Annotated in this window: 15 protein-coding genes and 4 pseudogenes; 1 reads left to right on the forward strand and 18 read right to left on the reverse strand. The window is 33.8% G+C overall.

The window, feature by feature from the left end; translation table 11 throughout:
* Positions 1–180: 180 nt before the first annotated feature.
* The 7 genes and pseudogenes from SSIN_RS07675 to SSIN_RS07705 all read right to left on the reverse strand — a co-directional run bounded on the left by SSIN_RS07675 (position 181) and on the right by SSIN_RS07705 (position 5046).
* Complete coding sequence (locus tag SSIN_RS07675; protein ID WP_037617597.1) at positions 181–852, reverse strand: CPBP family intramembrane glutamic endopeptidase; 672 nt, start codon at positions 850–852, stop codon at positions 181–183.
* 213 nt (positions 853–1065) lie between these two features.
* Positions 1066–1344: pseudogene (locus SSIN_RS07680) on the reverse strand (recombinase family protein); the annotation flags it as partial.
* A gap of 132 nt (positions 1345–1476) precedes the next feature.
* Positions 1477–1710 carry a GntR family transcriptional regulator gene (locus tag SSIN_RS07685; RefSeq protein ID WP_244880085.1) on the reverse strand — a complete coding sequence of 78 codons (234 nt, stop codon included), beginning with the start codon at positions 1708–1710 and terminating at the stop codon, positions 1477–1479.
* A gap of 105 nt (positions 1711–1815) precedes the next feature.
* Positions 1816–2037, reverse strand: a complete 222-nt coding sequence (locus SSIN_RS07690) for a DUF1648 domain-containing protein (protein WP_037617601.1) — start codon at positions 2035–2037, stop codon at positions 1816–1818.
* 19 nt (positions 2038–2056) lie between these two features.
* Complete coding sequence (locus tag SSIN_RS07695) at positions 2057–3616, reverse strand: membrane protein (RefSeq protein ID WP_037617602.1); 1560 nt, start codon at positions 3614–3616, stop codon at positions 2057–2059.
* Complete coding sequence (locus tag SSIN_RS07700) at positions 3591–4319, reverse strand: ABC transporter ATP-binding protein (protein ID WP_037617605.1); 729 nt, start codon at positions 4317–4319, stop codon at positions 3591–3593. Before SSIN_RS07700 ends, SSIN_RS07695 begins: the two co-directional genes overlap by 26 nt.
* Before the next feature lie 109 nt (positions 4320–4428).
* Positions 4429–5046, reverse strand: a complete 618-nt coding sequence (locus tag SSIN_RS07705) for a TetR/AcrR family transcriptional regulator (protein ID WP_007790256.1) — start codon at positions 5044–5046, stop codon at positions 4429–4431.
* 270 nt (positions 5047–5316) lie between these two features.
* Here SSIN_RS07705 and SSIN_RS10970 point away from each other — a divergent pair.
* Positions 5317–5457, forward strand: a pseudogene (locus tag SSIN_RS10970) (plasmid mobilization protein); the annotation flags it as partial.
* 120 nt (positions 5458–5577) lie between these two features.
* Here the strand turns inward: SSIN_RS10970 and SSIN_RS11160 are convergent.
* From SSIN_RS11160 to SSIN_RS07760, 11 genes and pseudogenes are all read right to left on the reverse strand, one after another.
* On the reverse strand, positions 5578–5946 hold the full coding sequence (locus SSIN_RS11160; RefSeq protein WP_037617607.1) for a 4-fold beta flower protein: 369 nt from the start codon (positions 5944–5946) through the stop codon (positions 5578–5580).
* Between the two features lie 93 nt (positions 5947–6039).
* A pseudogene (locus SSIN_RS10825) lies at positions 6040–6155 on the reverse strand (DUF961 family protein); the annotation flags it as partial.
* Between the two features lie 16 nt (positions 6156–6171).
* On the reverse strand, positions 6172–6453 hold the full coding sequence (locus SSIN_RS07720; protein WP_037617610.1) for a CD1845 family protein: 282 nt from the start codon (positions 6451–6453) through the stop codon (positions 6172–6174).
* Between the two features lie 18 nt (positions 6454–6471).
* Positions 6472–6783 (reverse strand): annotated as a pseudogene (locus SSIN_RS07725) (23S rRNA (uracil(1939)-C(5))-methyltransferase RlmD); the annotation flags it as partial.
* A gap of 65 nt (positions 6784–6848) precedes the next feature.
* Positions 6849–7802 carry a hypothetical protein gene (locus SSIN_RS07730; RefSeq protein WP_037617614.1) on the reverse strand — a complete coding sequence of 318 codons (954 nt, stop codon included), beginning with the start codon at positions 7800–7802 and terminating at the stop codon, positions 6849–6851.
* 58 nt (positions 7803–7860) lie between these two features.
* Complete coding sequence (locus SSIN_RS07735) at positions 7861–8643, reverse strand: hypothetical protein (protein WP_037617617.1); 783 nt, start codon at positions 8641–8643, stop codon at positions 7861–7863.
* Positions 8644–8949: 306 nt separating this feature from the next.
* On the reverse strand, positions 8950–10848 hold the full coding sequence (locus SSIN_RS07740; RefSeq protein WP_037617619.1) for an SIR2 family protein: 1899 nt from the start codon (positions 10846–10848) through the stop codon (positions 8950–8952).
* 84 nt (positions 10849–10932) lie between these two features.
* Positions 10933–12705, reverse strand: coding sequence for a hypothetical protein (locus SSIN_RS07745; protein ID WP_037617621.1), 1773 nt, complete (start codon positions 12703–12705; stop codon positions 10933–10935).
* Positions 12706–12731: 26 nt separating this feature from the next.
* On the reverse strand, positions 12732–13361 hold the full coding sequence (locus tag SSIN_RS07750) for a hypothetical protein (protein WP_037617623.1): 630 nt from the start codon (positions 13359–13361) through the stop codon (positions 12732–12734).
* Between the two features lie 410 nt (positions 13362–13771).
* Complete coding sequence (rlmD, locus tag SSIN_RS07755; protein ID WP_052076775.1) at positions 13772–15199, reverse strand: 23S rRNA (uracil(1939)-C(5))-methyltransferase RlmD; 1428 nt, start codon at positions 15197–15199, stop codon at positions 13772–13774.
* A gap of 179 nt (positions 15200–15378) precedes the next feature.
* Positions 15379–16740 carry an LCP family protein gene (locus tag SSIN_RS07760; protein WP_037617625.1) on the reverse strand — a complete coding sequence of 454 codons (1362 nt, stop codon included), beginning with the start codon at positions 16738–16740 and terminating at the stop codon, positions 15379–15381.
* Between the last annotated feature and the right edge of the window lies 1 nt (position 16741).

Below are 16741 nucleotides of genomic sequence, written 5' to 3' on the forward strand. Positions count from 1 at the left end.
CAAAAAGCAACGGCAAATCCGTTGCTTTTTTTGTAGCAAAGGGACTATTGTCCCAGACTCTTTACTAATTGAATTTTTTAAGAAGATTATTCTATACTTACATGAACCATATTACGCAAGAAATGTATGCGACAGTTATCGGCTCTATCCTAGAGTGAAGTCCAGAGTTAAGTAGATATTTTACATATGAAACATTAGAAAAACAATACCTGTTGTATTGGCCAGAATATGCGATAAGGTTGTGATCAAACAATTTTTAGTCTTTTTATAAATAACGGAATAGATGATGCTATCAATAAAAATCATCAAAACATCATAGCTAACAAGTTCAAAACTTCCACTAGCAATATGGGCTACCGCAAACAATAAAGACGACACAATAGCACAAAGCCAAAATGGAAGAATTGTCATTGACTTACCAAGAAAGAAACCTCGCCATGCGATTTCTTCTCCTAAGGCTGCAATTATTACTTGAACCATAAGGAGTGGTATTTTATCGAAAGATAACATAGAATCCGTTCTTCCAACAATATGACTGGTGAATGCACCCTTAAATACCAAATCACCAATAATTAACGTTGCTACAGCAGTTCCTATCGGGAGTAAAACCAAAATAATTACCCCTTGTTTTTTCAGATCATCGAAAAATGATTTAAAGTGCAAACCTGATTCTATATGTGATTTTTTATCAAAATGTTCAAGAACAAAGAAAAAGAGAATACCAATCAGTACGGTGAGACCTGATACAGAAAGTTCAGGTATTATCTTTGTCAAAGACAACACTGCCATTAAAAACAAACCAATGATTATAGTATATACAGACTTTTTATCTATTTTAGCAAAATTAGGCATAAATATTTCTCCTTAACGTTAGTAGGGCGACATGGTTATTCTTTTGTCTTGAATTATCAAATTAAGTGCACAATTCAAGACTTAAAAAACTTTCGCCAAAAGGTTTCTAGGGTTTCACGAGCAAACTTACACACTCAGCAGTTTGCTGTTATCGTATCATCACACTCTCCTCACTCTACGACATCTATCGAAGCATGAGCAAATTATCTACTTCTACTTCGCTGATGCCTCAGCTCGTACAAGCAGTGATACTGCTTCAACTTGCTTACCATTGTCCAAACTTATATTAAGATCCTCATCAATGATAGGCAGCTTAAAAGTGATGGATTTTAGCCATTGCCCATTTACCTGCTTCTCTTCATAAATTTGAATTTCTGAAATGAGTGCTTCTATTAACTGCCTACGCTCTACATCGTTCATCACCTTATACAGCTTGTCAAAATATATCAGAACCTTATATATATTATCACCTGTAAGTTTTTCAGCTTCAATATGTTTTGTTTCTTTGGTATTTCTAACATTAGATGTTTAGATTCTTCCATATTTGTCTCCTCCATTTTATCAATAATCTAAATAGTCAGTATCTTTATCTTCTTCACACATAATTGATTTTTATTCGTTTTTTTAAGTTTCTATTCTATCAAATAGTTTGATAATCTCAGAATCCGAAAATCCTAAGGCATATAGTTTTTCAAACAATATTTTTGTTAGCCTGTTCAAATGCTGATTTCTTAACTCAATTATTTTCTTCTCACTTTCAGTAACAAAATATCCTTTACTTCCACGACTAACAATTAACCCCTGTTTCTCAAGAACTTTTAATGCTTTTTGGACGGTTTCAGGATTACATTCTTCCATCTCTGCTAAAGTCCTTATGGGAGGGCATCTGTTGCCCCAGTACATACTTACCTCTTAAAATAGTTGCTCTTATCACAGATGTTATTTGTAAATATGGATACATATTCACTTAACCTTTTTATTTTTCCTTCCTCGTATAAATTTCCAATAAGTAGAATACGGAATAACCGTAGCAAACAGAAGATAATATTTATTAGCAAACATATCAGGGGCTCCTTTTGCATTGAAATGAACAGGAATTTCCTCCGGGAGAAATATGCAAATAATAAATATTACAACAATCATTAACATCAAGACCAAGACATCTTTTAACAGTCCAACTTTCATACAATTTTCCCTCCTTAAACTAAATAAAATTTGACTTGCTAACTTTTATATAAACTTCGCTTGAAATAACAAGTAAAGTAACTGATATTATCTGCAAAACCGGTGTTATCGGAAGATTTAAAAACCAATTAAGAAGAATTGGTGTAATGAGTGCAATTATCCCGACAAGTCCAGACACAATAACAGGCATGCTCTGCTTTACAACCATCATCTCGCTTTCCCATTCATAATTTGGATACTTTTTATTTAGGGAAATTCCTATCACTGTTATAAAGATCGAATAGCATATAGGAACAATTATTAGGTTAATAGCTTGAATAAAGTTCATATCAAGTTTTAGCATAAATGCAAATATGGAAATCATATACCCAATCAAATGAAGTGTAAGGTTTACAGCTATCTTGGAATTTAAGATCATTTTTACCTTAACAGGAGAGCTTTGCAAAATCCAAATGTTTTTTCCTTCTAAAGATATCGCTGAAGCTGCTGGGCAACTGAGCGAGAGCATAGATGCGATAAATAATGGAGCAAAATTTGAGAGATATTCATTTATATTTCCTATTCCTGAAGACTCTCCTATTTGTTCCACAGAATTAAAAAGCAAAAATATACTAAAAACACATAAAAGTATTACACCAAAGCCTGCATTCAAGACCGCCATGTACGAGCTTAAAAAGCGTCCCATTTCTTTTTTATACAAGGAAAAAAATATTGATTTTCTATTATAATATTTTTTGTTATCACAATATTTTGATGTTGTTTTAGCAAGAGTATTAAGGAATCCATACTTCATCGAAACAATTTTTACAAATATACAAAAAAGTGCTGTTGAAAAAGCAATAAATGATCCCACTCCAATATACATTGAAAAATTTGTGTGTTGCATGAATAACCCGGATATTGGGTACAGTTCGGTAATTTGCTTAGAAAGCATGATCTCAATGCTGTCTTCATTACCTGATTTCATAGCTGACACTGCAATATATCCAATTATACCTATCATTGCAAATGAAAAGATTAGAGCAATAACATTTTTCCTCTTAAAATAAGACGAAACAGCCACAACAATGATTCCCATACATGCTGCTATGCACATAGGTATCAATGGAACAAAAATCATGGAGGTAAAATACAATATAATCTGCAATACATTTAAGCTTCTGTTTAACACCCAAACAATGCCTCCCGGAAGCATAAATATAAATCCTATTAAAAAGTTCAATAAATACATAAACATAAACTTGCTACTTATAATGTCTGAGCTTTTTAAAGGTAGCGATAAAAGCGTTTCCATATCACGACTACCAAATAAAATTCCATTAGAATAAAATATTGTCAAAAATAATATTGAAAAACTTGATACCGCAACCATATAAGCTGGTATCAATTCCTGCTGTCCAACTTGCACCAGTGTTTTGGCTGTCATAATATTATAGACACAGAAAAATATAGCAAGAGTCATTATTCCAAAACTTGCAATAACAACAGAGCTTTGCTTTTTATTTCTCGGCTCTCTAATTTCGTTGATTGGAAAAAAATTTATCAATTGGGCTCTAATTAGTATCCAAATTTTGCTCATTATCTTGTACCTCCATGAAAAAAGTTTCCAAAGTTTTATCACCTTTGACTTCTTCTATATTTCCGCTTGCGATTAACTTTCCATTTTTTATAATTGCAATTTTATTACATAATTTTTCTGCAACATCCAAAACATGTGTTGAAAAGAAAATAGCTCCTCCATCTGACACGCATTCGTGCATTACTTTCTTTAGTAGAAAAGCTGCTTTTGGATCAAGTCCTACAAAAGGTTCATCTAAAATTAGTAACTTTGGAGAATGCACCAGTGCAGAAATAATCGCTGTTCGTTGCTTCATACCATGTGAATACGAAGATATCATCCCCGAAAGATGCTTAGTCATTTCAAATAAATCACTATATTTTTGAATTCTTTCTCTGCGTATTTCAGTAGAAATTTCAAATAAATCTGCAATAAAATTGATGTACTGAAAACCCGTCATGTGTTCATATAAGTCTGGATTATCCGGAATGTATGCCATCATTTTTTTACAAATAACAGGCTCCTCTTTAATGGAATGCCCATTAATCGTTATACTTCCATTCTCAAAATCATGAATCCCAACTACTGCTTTTATTGTTGTAGTTTTTCCGGCTCCATTTGCACCAATGAATCCATAAATATCTCCAGACTGTACTGAAATGGATAGGTTATCAACAACTTTTTTGTCTCCGTAAAATTTACTAAAATTATTTATCTCTAACATGCTTTTACCTCCATTGACAATTTGTCAGTTATTCTTTGAAATAATACCGATAGCTTGTTTAGCATTAGCTATCGGAACATTATTATTTTTACAAACATTCTATTCTTTTTCAATTGCTAAAGAGTTTTTTTGCATTTAAGCTTTGTTCAAGCATTATCTTAAATGCGTTTAAATACTCATTGACAGACTCTTTTTTTGAATATCTTATACTTATGTTATTTGAAACAAAAACATAAGCTGTCATAAGAAATTCCGCTGTTTCAGACGGATATTTTACAAAAAGTGTTTTTTCTGATATTCCTTGGTTTATTATCCTTTCAAAATATATTGTCAGTTTTTCAATAATCTTATGTGATAACTTATCTATCATATATCGATTTTCTTCAAGATCAACTGTTTTTTGTAACTCTGTTCCCTCTGCTGAAATATTTTCCGAAGATATAATTGTGGCATCTATAAAAGCTCTAATTTTTTCAATGGCGGTTTTATCTTCATCATAGACAATAACATGAATATCTTTCAATAATTTATCTGAATATTGTTCCACAAGACAATATAAGATATCTTCTTTATTCTTAAAGTGATAGTACAGCAAGCCTCTTGATATATTTACTTTGTCAACAATATCCTGAGTTGTTGTATTAGTATACCCTTGCTCTATAAATAGTAGCATTGCAGCATCCATAATTTCAGCACGTCGTATTTCCGGTTCTTTCACATCTCGCATTTTATCCCTCCTATTTAAAGGATATCACGCAACTGACATTTTGTCAATTGTGTTTTCTCATTTCTCTTGAATTTTATGGTATAATATATTTACAATTTTAGAAAAATGCTTAATGCTTGCTTGACTTTTGTAGCAAGCACAGTAAGTGTACGGACACTTACGGAAAAATTGACGAAGCAGCCCTTTGGGATCTGCTTCTTTTTTTATCAATTTTTAGCTTGTTAGGGAGAACCCTAAGACCCCGAAATACATTCAAAGGAGAATTTATCTATGGCAAATAGAATACGAAATGAAAGACTTGAAATTAAATTGACAGAAGAAGAAAAGGCTCTTTTTGAGGAGAAAAGAAAACTTGCAAAATGCAAAACTATGAGCCATTTTATCCGCAAATGCATTTTAGAAAAGGAAATATTGATCGCTCCCTATGATACGGTTTCCACACTTTTGAAAATCTGACATATAAAATTTCCCTTCCCACAAAAAAGCGGTAAACCTTATAGCCTTACCGCTTTTGCTGATGTTAAGTACAAATTATTGATTGAGCCATTCATTTATAGATAAATTTGACCATCCTCCAACAGGTGTTACAGGTCTAGCAGGGCGAGCAGGTCTAGCAGAGCGAGCAGGTCTAGCAGGGCGAGCAGGTCTGGCAGGACGTGCAGGTCTGGCAGGACGTGCAGTTCCCCTAATAGTTGAGCCTGTACTCCACGCAATAACCCTTCCGCTAGTATCAAGACAAACAAGTTCGTTTACTGGTCCTATCCAATTGCCTGTTTCAGATGACCAAGCATGACCTCTTGAAATATAAGCTATCCAGTCCATGTTGCAATTAAATATATGTTTTCCTGGCTCTATCCACCCTATCAATTCAAAATTTCTATCAAACAAAGATTTTAACATAAAAATTACTCCTTTCCATTTTATATTTTAAAATAATCATATCATTTATTTTGATTTATCAATATGATTTACAGATTGATTTGTTTTATTCTTCAAGACAATATCGTCTGCTCTCTGTACGTCCGAATAAAGGTTAAAGCTACGTGAAACGATTGTCATGCATCGTTGATCCAGCGTTGTTCAACTTTATTCTCACTTGCAAATTGTAATTTATCACTTCTTGATTTAAACTGATTTTATCGCTTTATTAATCCCTTGTAAAAAAGCTATGACTGCCTCTCCAATCATCGGTATTCCGTATGGACTTAATAAGAATCCTATTATCAGTGCTTCTATACCTATTGAAAAATCTTTTTGAAATAATGATACAACCCCAACAAGGATACACATAAGCATTAACAAATACAGTATTGTTGTTCCTATGGCAAGTAAAAATGTCAGAAATGCTGTGAGGATACTTAACACCAAGCTAATTGGAAACAAAATTATTTTTATTATCCATCTCATAAATCCCCTCCATTTCTACTAAATCATTTTAAAATGCTTTAACGCATCCATAATAGCTTCCTCTTTTTCCAGTGTGCATTGTGGAATAGCCTGTTTCTCTTTTTTTGATTTATTATAATGCTCCCTCAGTACAATTCCATATTTTTTTTTAATCTGTGCAATATAGAGTGTCGAAACCTTTAAATCAAATTTTTCCAATATATATTCCTTGATTTGTGCATAAGTCGCTTTACTTTCAGCACTTGTCAAATCAAGCTCATCAAGCTTAATTTCAACATCTATATGTTTGTCGACATCAAGTTTGGACAATAGTGCTACCGTCTCCACATGTATTGACTTTTACTACCAATACTGTGAAGCGAAATAATGGCAATCGAATTTCCCGAATTAAATTATTAAACGTAACTAATGCGATTATTTACAGCTTCTTCTATATACAGGACGGTATTAAAGATTTTCAAAAATTCTTTCTTGCTTATCTCTTCTGTCCATCTCCCATGATTGACCATATGACGATTCGGCCAGTTCAATGTAAACTTATTAGTATTCTCGAAAAAGAGATAAAGCCACTTAAGTAACCCAGTATCTAATAACGTTGTTTCTACGAATTCTTTCTTTAAAATGCCTACTGTGGACTTTCCGACAGGGACATAATTGTCTTTACTATAATTTTTCTCTGATACCCTGTTCATTACCCCATCTATTATGATTGTAGCAATTGTATATGCCGCATAATAATTCGCAGACTGGAAACTCTGAATCATAGACTTGATTAAGACTGATGGAATAAATTGAGATTTTTCCAATTTAAATATGGTCTTCTCATCAGCTATATCGTTCTCTAGCATCTCAAACCAAAATTCTTCAACTTCCTCAAAGTCTTCAGCTTCTACATCATAAGAAAAATTGCTATCTTGGAAGTAGACTACCCATCCTTTTGTGGCTAAAATTTCAAGTTTAGATTGTATGTCTGCAATTTCTTCTTCAGCATAATGGTCTGGAAGAGACTTTAGAACTTCTGAAATAATTGATAAGTCCCTAAAAATAGTAGCATGATAGCTATTAAGAAAATCTCTCATCACGGTTGATAAAGAATTTAAACTACTAAAGTTATAATTTGCCGGAATTACCCTTTTTATATTCGAGACTTCCTTGAACATCGAACTAGCAGCTGCTGCAATATTAATATTTGACGGAACATTTACTACCTTGGTAAAATCCCTTATCGGTTCTATCATCTTAGCAATTTGTTCAGCATTTATACTTGCATAAAACTTCATAAAATCACTCTGGGCATTTAATATGCTGTCTACAGCTCCTGTGGCTAATTGTTGTTTTTCATTATCCATTTTAATATCTCCCTCACACAACATGTTTATATATGTGTGTGCCTAGCGGTCTTATTTTTTAAAAAAGACGATAGTTCCTCAATTTGATAAAGGTAGGTAAATCCTCCAATCTAATATCCTCTATATGTTTTAGCTGTTCCTTTTCTATTTTAAATAAGTAAAAAGACTCTGAGTAAATCGTTACAAAATATGTATCGAATTTCTCAGCAATATAGTTTCGATATTCAAATAAAGATTCAAAGTCATAATTCAAAGCTTGCATTATTTTTTCTAAAGCCTCAGATTTTGAGAGCACATCATTTTCACCAAACAAAAATTCTACCGGAAAGTACAATAGTAGATTCTTTAAGGTTTCAAGATTGTTTAAAACCTTTAAAACATCTGTCTCTATACATTGTTTTCTAACTCCAGTATAATCTATTTTAAGCTGCAGTAAATCAGATAAATTTCTCGTTCGAAAAGCAACATGAATTTGAGTCGCCTTAATCTCACCTTTTGGTTTTTTACATTCACCATAAGTAGTGATGCCGTCACTAACATTGCTTATGCTGGGAGAAAACAGATTACTAGCTTGTAGACACGATGCAGCTAATAGAATTTTAAAATCAAGTTCATAATCGTTTGCTATTGCATCACACTGACCATTATTCTCATTTACAGGTTTATTATACTCTGATTTCCCTTTGCTTCTGAAGTAAGAAGATTTATTAATCAACTCTAGTAAATAATTTTCATAGTTACAGCCTGATTCATTTTTTATGTATCCTTTATTTATTAAAGCTGCCGGTAATTGCTTAAAATTAAGTCTTGAATCAATATTGGGATCTAAGCCCTCACACATTTGAACAATCTCCTTGAATTTATTACACTGAAGAAAAACATAAAGACAACAACTAAATTATACTGTGGTGAAGATTCTTATTTTAGAGTGATTTTACATTTTTAGATTTATAAGATTAATTTATTTCAATAAATTATGCACATATTTTTTAACATAGAAATTTGTATGGATAGAAAACTGTAATTTTTTCTCTTAGTAGTTGACTAATAAAAATATCAATAACAACGGTTTCTAGATTCTTCAATTAATCCCAATCACAGAAGAATATATGCTAATCAGGAATCAATTTCGACGTCAAGTTCTCTGTTATAGTTCTTGAATTTTTAGCTCAGATTTTATTCGAGCAAGTGCTCTTCTTAGTGAAATACTGTTGATTTTATCTTCACAACTCTCGAATAAATCCAATTCTTCTCTCGAAAGATAATTACTATTTTTTCTAGCCTTTTTAATAATGGTTTTTAAGGTATTTAAAGTGTTACCACCAGATATAGCTCTCTGAAGAGCTGTTTCGATATCACCCACATCTCTTAGAACAATTTGTTCAGCACTAAAATCACCTATTGTCTTAGCAGCATCAATTGTTCCATGACGTAATTCTTCGCTATGTTTAGAGATACGACTTAGGTACTTATCGCAACTAACTAAAGTTGCAAAATTTCCTTGAGTTTGAGCTTTACTTCTTATTTTATAAATAAAATATTTAACTGAGTGTTTTAATATAGGAATTTTCAGCATTAGAGCAAGTGTTCTTATTTTAAATTCCTCAAATGTGGAATTATACTCTATATTTTGATACTTAAAAATTAATTTAAGCATCCTAATAAACGTTGCTATAAACAATAAATAGTCAGATAAAATTGGGTGATAATCTTCAAAATTTGGAATTTCCATTTGGTATGATGAAACAATTTCGGTTTCTGCATATAAATAAGTTGGAAAATCTAATCTCTTGTTAGTGATTTGTTGTAATTTTATAGAAGAATTTCTATATTCGATAAAGTCCCCCCTCTCCCTATTTAAACGAATATAAAGAGTTAATAACGATGAATAAATACTGTGTCCTCTAGTCGACCGTGAACCTAATTCCTTTTTTATATTGTTAAATACAATATCTGAATTATCGCCATGATTAACTAAAAGAGTAAGCAAAAATACAGTTTCGACTATTTTAGACACTTTGATGTCTTTTTTCATATCTGAGATAATTGGAATCAATAATTTATCTACACTTGAATCTCTATTTTTTAAATTCGAAAGATAAAAACAGATTGGAATAACTTGATTACCAAACAATTTACGGATTTTCTGTAAAATCTCATTAAAATAACCGTCAATTTTTACAGCCTTCGTTTCTTTTACTTTCCTTTGTAGAGATGTGCTACAAGAACTATCAAATTTATCTACCCAAAATAAATTTGTGTTTATGTTTGACTCTTGGTTGTAAATACTCTTAAATATAGGAAAATAATCAATATCTCTTCCACTATATCCCGCAAAACAAGGAAACAATGAAACACACAGTTTCCTGATAAAATCGCTCCATTCTGGAGTAATTTTCGTAATCTCAGACATTGTTGTTTTTATGCTTAAATAATTAAAATTTCCTTCTTCATCTTCTATAGTTCCATGTAATTTACATAAAACTAGACCTGAAAATTTATTATCCAATGAAGGAGGCTGATTATCTGGGGTGTATAATTGAATATGTCCACAAATTAGGCCCATATTTTTTAACTCTTTAAAAGCTTTCTCAAATAACGTATCGTAATTCATTGTCAACAATGGTACACCAGCCATCACAGAGTAGTATACAAGAAAATAATGAGCAACATTAGGATAAATCTTGATTCCTAATGAATCTTGGTGTGACTCAAGTAGACAAGACCACAATTTCAGATTGTTTCGTCTGTCATTGAAAAATCTAAGCAACGTTCCATAAAACATTTCAGGCTGTAATGGAGTATCATTAGAATTAATAAGATCTTTTAGTTTTTTACTTAATACTTCATTATCACTGGATTTTGTAGTTTCTAACGAGTACGAGGGGAAAAAAATTTCTATAGTCTTACTCAAGAGTTTTTGCACTGAAGGCATATTTGAGTCAATACTAATACCTGCACCAGTTAAGAAAAAAACTCTGTGAGAATTTAATTTTTCGTTAAAGTATTTAGTGTTGTTATCTATAGTATGAACGTCATTTCTCATAATAATCTACCACCTTCAAGAAATAAAAGACTATGGCGATTCGGCCATTCTAATGTGAATTTTTTAGTATCTGAAAAGACAAGCTTATGTAAGTTTACAATACAAGTTGAAAATTGGATAATCACTATAGGCTTCTTGTTTCTCACTGCTAAGTTTTCTCCAGTATAAATCAGCTTGTAGCTTTGATTTTAATAACACTGCAACTCCAAAACAAATTTCTGGATCAGTCCGACATTCAATAAGTAGGGAACTTAATTCTTCTATATCATTTTCTGAAAGTTCTTCCAACCTTTGCTTTAACTGTAAATGATTAATTATAGACCTTGGCTTATCAGTTGAATGAATCATATTCCATTCCGACAACTGCTTTGCCCAACTTAGTAACTCCATCTTTTGATTTGATTCTTCAATCCTATCATAAGCAGCTATAATCCTAATCAAAGCATTATTTGCACTTATAAATGAATCACTACTCTTTAATAAACGATTATAGGAAGAGATAACAGCCATAATGTTACAGTTGTCAATCTGCATCCAATCTTCTATAGAAAATAAATCAAAAATCGAGATTTCCCTGGTATTACCATCTTCATCTGTTTCTCTACACCATGGCGTTTCTTTGAATATATCTACTAGAAAGCCAGACTTTACATTGTCCTGGTGATACATTAACAAGTAATGTAAATTTCCAATTTTCGCATTTATCAGCTTAGACTCATCAAAGTTGAGGGTCACCTTTTCTTTTTTTAGCAATCCATCTTCAAGTAACAAAAGATTTTTACGAGATTTATCATCAAACTCTGATAAATCCAAATCTTTAGCAATCCCTAATTTTTCCAAGCTATTCTTCAAATTATCTAGTTCTGTTAACTGTTCATTAAGGTTCAGATTATTTAACTTTCTTAAATTCTCACTCTGAAAATTCAACCTATGCTCGTTAATATATATGTAACCCTTTGAAGAAAATTCAAGTAAAACTCTAGTATTATAAATTGCTTCTAAGAGACTATTTGGTCTTTCAAAGGAAAAAGAAAACTCTCTTTCAGATTCTGAGAAGATACTAATTGTAAAACCGGTAGCAAATCTTAACTCTACACTTCCATCTGAATTATAAATACGTTTTACATCATTAAATAAATATTCATCACCAAGCTTTATAATTAAATCAGTTTCTTCAAAAATACTAGCTATCTTTATATCATTTCCTACTGGAATTTCAGCACCAGTAGATTTATCAATTATGTATGGAAATATTTCATGCTTTTTTTGATACTCAAAAACACTGATTGGAGACGAACCTGTAAAATAAAATCGAAATTCTCTATCTTCAGGGATGCTTTCTGACAATTGGTTTTTATCATTAGAAAAACTGATCTGTCGCATTCTTTCATCTAAAAAATGTCTCATCTCAGAATATAGCTCAGATTCATTTAGGTCGTAAATTGTTACTGAAAGGCTCTTCTTTTGAGAGTTTTTTCCCAACTTTGATTTTCTTAATAGGTTTCTTATTGTTAACGGCAAAAGAGAACGGTAGCAAATTTTTTGTAGCTTACCTTCGCTATCCAGAAAAACTACAAAAAAGAATATACCTCCGTCAGATTTATAAGATATTAAATCTGAGGCACTGATATCAAATGAGTTCAATCTTGTCTTCCTTTGAGTAGTTTTTACTTGAATGGGAACTCTACCTATTATATCCTCTTTTTTATCAGATGCGGCTTTAAGTACATGGACTTCACCATCCCACATAGGTGTTTTGTCATTACTATCTATGTATGCTTGTAGCAGGTCATTATCATTGATCAAATCACTAAGTTTCCCTACTCCTAAAGATTCTATTTTTCTGTTGCTTTTCAAAGAGATTAACCTTCCAATATAAACTTTTAATTACAACCTTCAAGATTATTGAGCAATTTTTTAAGTTTTCTATTATATTGTTCTTGTAAGAATTCTAAATCAGAATCTCTATTTTTAACCAAGAACACTTTATATTGCATATTTTCTTTTGGTACAGTCTCTGTGAGAATAGAATTATAGACCGAAAATTTGTCATCAATATCAATTAAGACTGTATTTACTAACGAAAATTCAATATTATAATGCTTCAGATTTTCTAAAACTACTATAATTGATTTTAATACTAAACAACTGCATACCCCTATTCTTCTATATTCAGATGGAACAGCTATGCTTCTATACCTGAAATTTAAATCTGCAAGTTTAGTAACATCTGCCCCTTTTCCAATATTACGAAATCCAAAACTATCTGATAAGATACTATCACCATAAAGCAATTCTAATTCTAAACAACCACCATCTTCTAAAAGTGACTCAAAGGTCTGGTTTCCTTGATTCTCGTAATATGTTTTATATTTGAGTTTGTTTTCTAAAATATTAGAATTATTGAATTTTGGGTCAAAATCTATTTCATTAAAAGAATAATACTCTACATTTTTAGCTTCCCTATTCAATATTTTGTTTATATTAGCTAGTAATATTTTAAACCATGACATATCACTTTATCCTTTCCATCCTCTATGCATAAACAATAGCTACTATTCAGACTATAACCTTAACAATACTACTTTTATTATACTGTAGAAATGAAAAAAAGGCCATAGATAGAGCACTTGCCCTCTTAACTTTTGCTTTATAAATTGACTTTTATTCCTCCTAAAAAAATTTAAAATTTGATGTGATAGTCCTATCGAAACTGATTCCTATGCCTCAGCTCAAGATGCACCAAATTCCAGTCTTCCACATTAATGATTGATTCTTGGTTACTTTCATACATCCACACTAAAGATAAAAGAGTCTGGGGCAAAAGTCTAACCTTAAATATAAAAAGCGAACAAAACGAGTTATCTGACATTCAGAATTCTGTTTTGTTCGCTTTTTTGTCTAATCTATCGATTTTAAAAATTTATAATAAAGAATTCCTGAAATCAAAATCTTTTTGTCCCAGACTCTCATATATTCCTTCGATAAAATGTTTATAGGCTTTTACCAGCAAAGCTACACATTCAACATGATGCGTCTGTGGAAATAGATCCACTGGCTGGACTTTCTTTAGTTCGTAGCCCAGCTCTTGATAGAGTTTGATATCACGCGCCATGGTGGCAGGATTGCAGGAGATATAGACAATCCGCTGGGGCTCCATGCTGACACTGGAAGTGATAAAGCTTTCTGTCAAGCCCTTGCGCGGCGGATCGACTAGGATGACATCCGCCTTGATTCCCTGATTCAGCCAAGTTTGGATGGCTTGTTCTGCAGGGGCGCACATATAGCTGGTATTGTTGATTCCATTGAGTTCTGCGTTTCGCTGACTATTTTCTACGGCCTCAGGAATGACCTCAACTCCATAGACTTGCTGGACTCGGTCAGCCAGCAACAGACCAATAGTGCCGATACCAGAGTAAGCATCCAGCACAATATCTTCTTTTTTAAAATCAGCAAAGTCAAAGGCCGTCTGATACAGCTTCTCTGCCATCTCGGTATTGACTTGGTAAAAGGCTGGCGCAGCAATCTGGAACTGCTTGCCCAGCATGCTGTCAGTGATAAAGTCTTGCCCGTAGAGTGTCCGAAATTCCCGACCGAAAATGGCATTGCCCGGCTGGTCGTTGATATTTTGCATGATGGACTTGATAGCTGGGAAAGCTTCTGTCAAACGCTCAATCAGCTGATCCACTCGGAAAATCTTTGGCCGACTGGTCACCAAAATGACCATAATTTCACCCGAATAATGGCCACGGCGAACAACCAGATTACGAATCAGGCCAGTACCTTCCTTCTCATCATAAGGTTTGAGGTCAAAGCGGCGCAGCAAGTCGCGCACAAAAACGATCACTTGGTCAATGACTGGATCCTGAATATAAAAGTCCTCAATCGGCAGGAGGTCATGGGAATTTTTACGGAAAAAGCCGGTTTCCAGCTGACCATTGACACGGCGAACGGGCACTTGGGCTTTATTACGGTAGGCCAACGGCTGATTCATGCCCAGTGTCTCCATCACTTCTACGTCCGAAATGCCAGCTATTTTATAAAGGCAGTTCTGAACCTGCTTGACTTTAAAAGCCAGCTGGGCTGGGTAGGACAAGTGTCCTAAATCAGCAATTCCAGTCCGCAAATAGGCCAAGTCGACATGCTCATTGCGCTGGTCAGACTTTTTCAAAAATTCCTCAACTCGGCCAAAGCCGATTTTTTTATTGACCTTGAGGACGCGCATGCGAATCACTTCACTCGGCAGGGCATTTTCAATGAAAAAGACGCGGCCGTCTACCTTGGCTACACCCGCTCCCTCATGACTCAGATCTACAATTTCTACTTCAATAATATCGTTCTTTTTTAACATTTCTTTACTTTCTAATCCATCCTGCGCTTTACTGCAAACATACTAAGGCAGAAAATCACAGATGATTTTGATGTTTATTTCTTCCTACTTGAAACGACGTTCAAATTTCTGCTCTGCTATTTTCCCAAAAAGAAAAGGAAGAGACAAAATTTGCCACTTCCTATTATATCATAAGAGCCTTATCTTAAGCCCATTTGGCGCAGTCTTTCTTTGTAAGCTTCAAAGTCAATCAAGAGCCCTTGACCGCCATACATGTCATAGGTATCGACCCAGTCTCCATTTTCTGGAATGGTCAAGCGCTCAACCCCATTGCGAGAGCTAAGTAAAAGAGAAAAACTGTTGAACAAAAGAAAACTGCTAGGAACATTAGTGGAAGTCAAGGCAAAGACCTTTCCTAAAGCTTCTGCCCCAGTAAAGAGTTTGGTTGGATCTTTAACTTGTTGGAAAATAGCTGTTAGGACCTCCTGTTGGCGACGGGTCCGACCAAAGTCTCCCTCATCATCCTTGCGGAAACGAGCATAATTAAGTAAGGTCCGGCCATCCATCTGCTGCTTGCCGACTTTAATAATCTGGTTTGGCACAACTCCATCCTTCATGTTGAGATCATCCGGAACCTCAACCTCCGTCACTGGCTCACCATTGATTGTCGAAAATTTTGCATCCATGCTGACACCGTTTGGAAAAAGAGTGTCGATTGCTGTGGCAAAGGTTTGAAAGTCAACCAGAGCATAATATTTAATATCAATATCAAAGTGATCTTTCAAAACCTGACGGACAAGATCAGCTCCCTGATGATTTCCTTGCTCCCCAAATGTATAGGCCACATTTAATTTTTGATCATAATAATCTTCTTGGGAAGGATCCGCATAAATGTTGCTGACACCATCAACATGAATCAAGGTATCACGCATAAAGCTGACTAGTTTAATCTTGTGGTCTTTGTTGCCCACATTCAGAACCATGATCGAGTCAGTTCGCGTCTCCGTTGACTGCTCCCCCACTCTGCCGTCCGTTCCGAGAATGAGAATATTCACCCCATCTGAACTATCTTGTCCATCGAAATGTTCCACATCTGTCACGTTCGAGTTTCCAGCACTAGCCGTCGTATAGCCCTTGATAAACATAGCAATCATCCCGCCTAAGACCAGCAACAAGAAAATTCCGAACCAAAGAAGAATACGTTTGATTCTGATCTTTCTACGTTTCTTTGGTGCTGGCTGAGGCTGATCAACTACTGCCGCTGAACTGATCTGTTTGGTTTTTTTCTGTCTCCTGCTACGCGAAGGGCGCTCAGGATATTTTGGCAAAAGCCCAGACGAATCTGTCTGCACATTGTCTATTGGGTCAGACGAAGAAATATCCTCTTCCGAATCCGCATAGTCGGCCACAGGCCGGCTATTACTCTCGTGAACATTTCCTTTCGCTTTCTGTCGAAGGTAAGAAAGTTCTCTTTTTTCTTTGTCGTTTAAATAATAATAGTTTTTATAAAGATAGTCTAAACGGAGCTGCTCATGATGGCTAAGATTTTCTGCTCTCCTCATC

The sequence above is a fragment of the Streptococcus sinensis genome (genome assembly GCF_000767835.1).
Lineage (GTDB): Bacteria > Bacillota > Bacilli > Lactobacillales > Streptococcaceae > Streptococcus > Streptococcus sinensis.

Bases quoted from the DNA above. Each gene is read 5' to 3' on its own strand.
- rlmD (WP_052076775.1), bottom strand. From the start codon at position 15,199: ATGTTAAAAAAGAACGATATTATTGAAGTAGAAATTGTAGATCTGAGT.
- SSIN_RS07720 (WP_037617610.1), bottom strand. From the start codon at position 6,453: ATGAGATGGATAATAAAAATAATTTTGTTTCCAATTAGCTTGGTGTTA.
- SSIN_RS07750 (WP_037617623.1), bottom strand. From the start codon at position 13,361: ATGTCATGGTTTAAAATATTACTAGCTAATATAAACAAAATATTGAAT.
- SSIN_RS07730 (WP_037617614.1), bottom strand. From the start codon at position 7,802: ATGGATAATGAAAAACAACAATTAGCCACAGGAGCTGTAGACAGCATA.
- SSIN_RS07760 (WP_037617625.1), bottom strand. From the start codon at position 16,740: ATGAGGAGAGCAGAAAATCTTAGCCATCATGAGCAGCTCCGTTTAGAC.
- SSIN_RS07735 (WP_037617617.1), bottom strand. From the start codon at position 8,643: ATGTGTGAGGGCTTAGATCCCAATATTGATTCAAGACTTAATTTTAAG.
- SSIN_RS11160 (WP_037617607.1), bottom strand. From the start codon at position 5,946: ATGTTAAAATCTTTGTTTGATAGAAATTTTGAATTGATAGGGTGGATA.
- SSIN_RS07690 (WP_037617601.1), bottom strand. From the start codon at position 2,037: ATGAAAGTTGGACTGTTAAAAGATGTCTTGGTCTTGATGTTAATGATT.
- SSIN_RS07695 (WP_037617602.1), bottom strand. From the start codon at position 3,616: ATGAGCAAAATTTGGATACTAATTAGAGCCCAATTGATAAATTTTTTT.
- SSIN_RS07685 (WP_244880085.1), bottom strand. From the start codon at position 1,710: ATGGAAGAATGTAATCCTGAAACCGTCCAAAAAGCATTAAAAGTTCTT.
- SSIN_RS07700 (WP_037617605.1), bottom strand. From the start codon at position 4,319: ATGTTAGAGATAAATAATTTTAGTAAATTTTACGGAGACAAAAAAGTT.
- SSIN_RS07740 (WP_037617619.1), bottom strand. From the start codon at position 10,848: ATGAGAAATGACGTTCATACTATAGATAACAACACTAAATACTTTAAC.
- SSIN_RS07675 (WP_037617597.1), bottom strand. From the start codon at position 852: ATGCCTAATTTTGCTAAAATAGATAAAAAGTCTGTATATACTATAATC.
- SSIN_RS07705 (WP_007790256.1), bottom strand. From the start codon at position 5,046: ATGCGAGATGTGAAAGAACCGGAAATACGACGTGCTGAAATTATGGAT.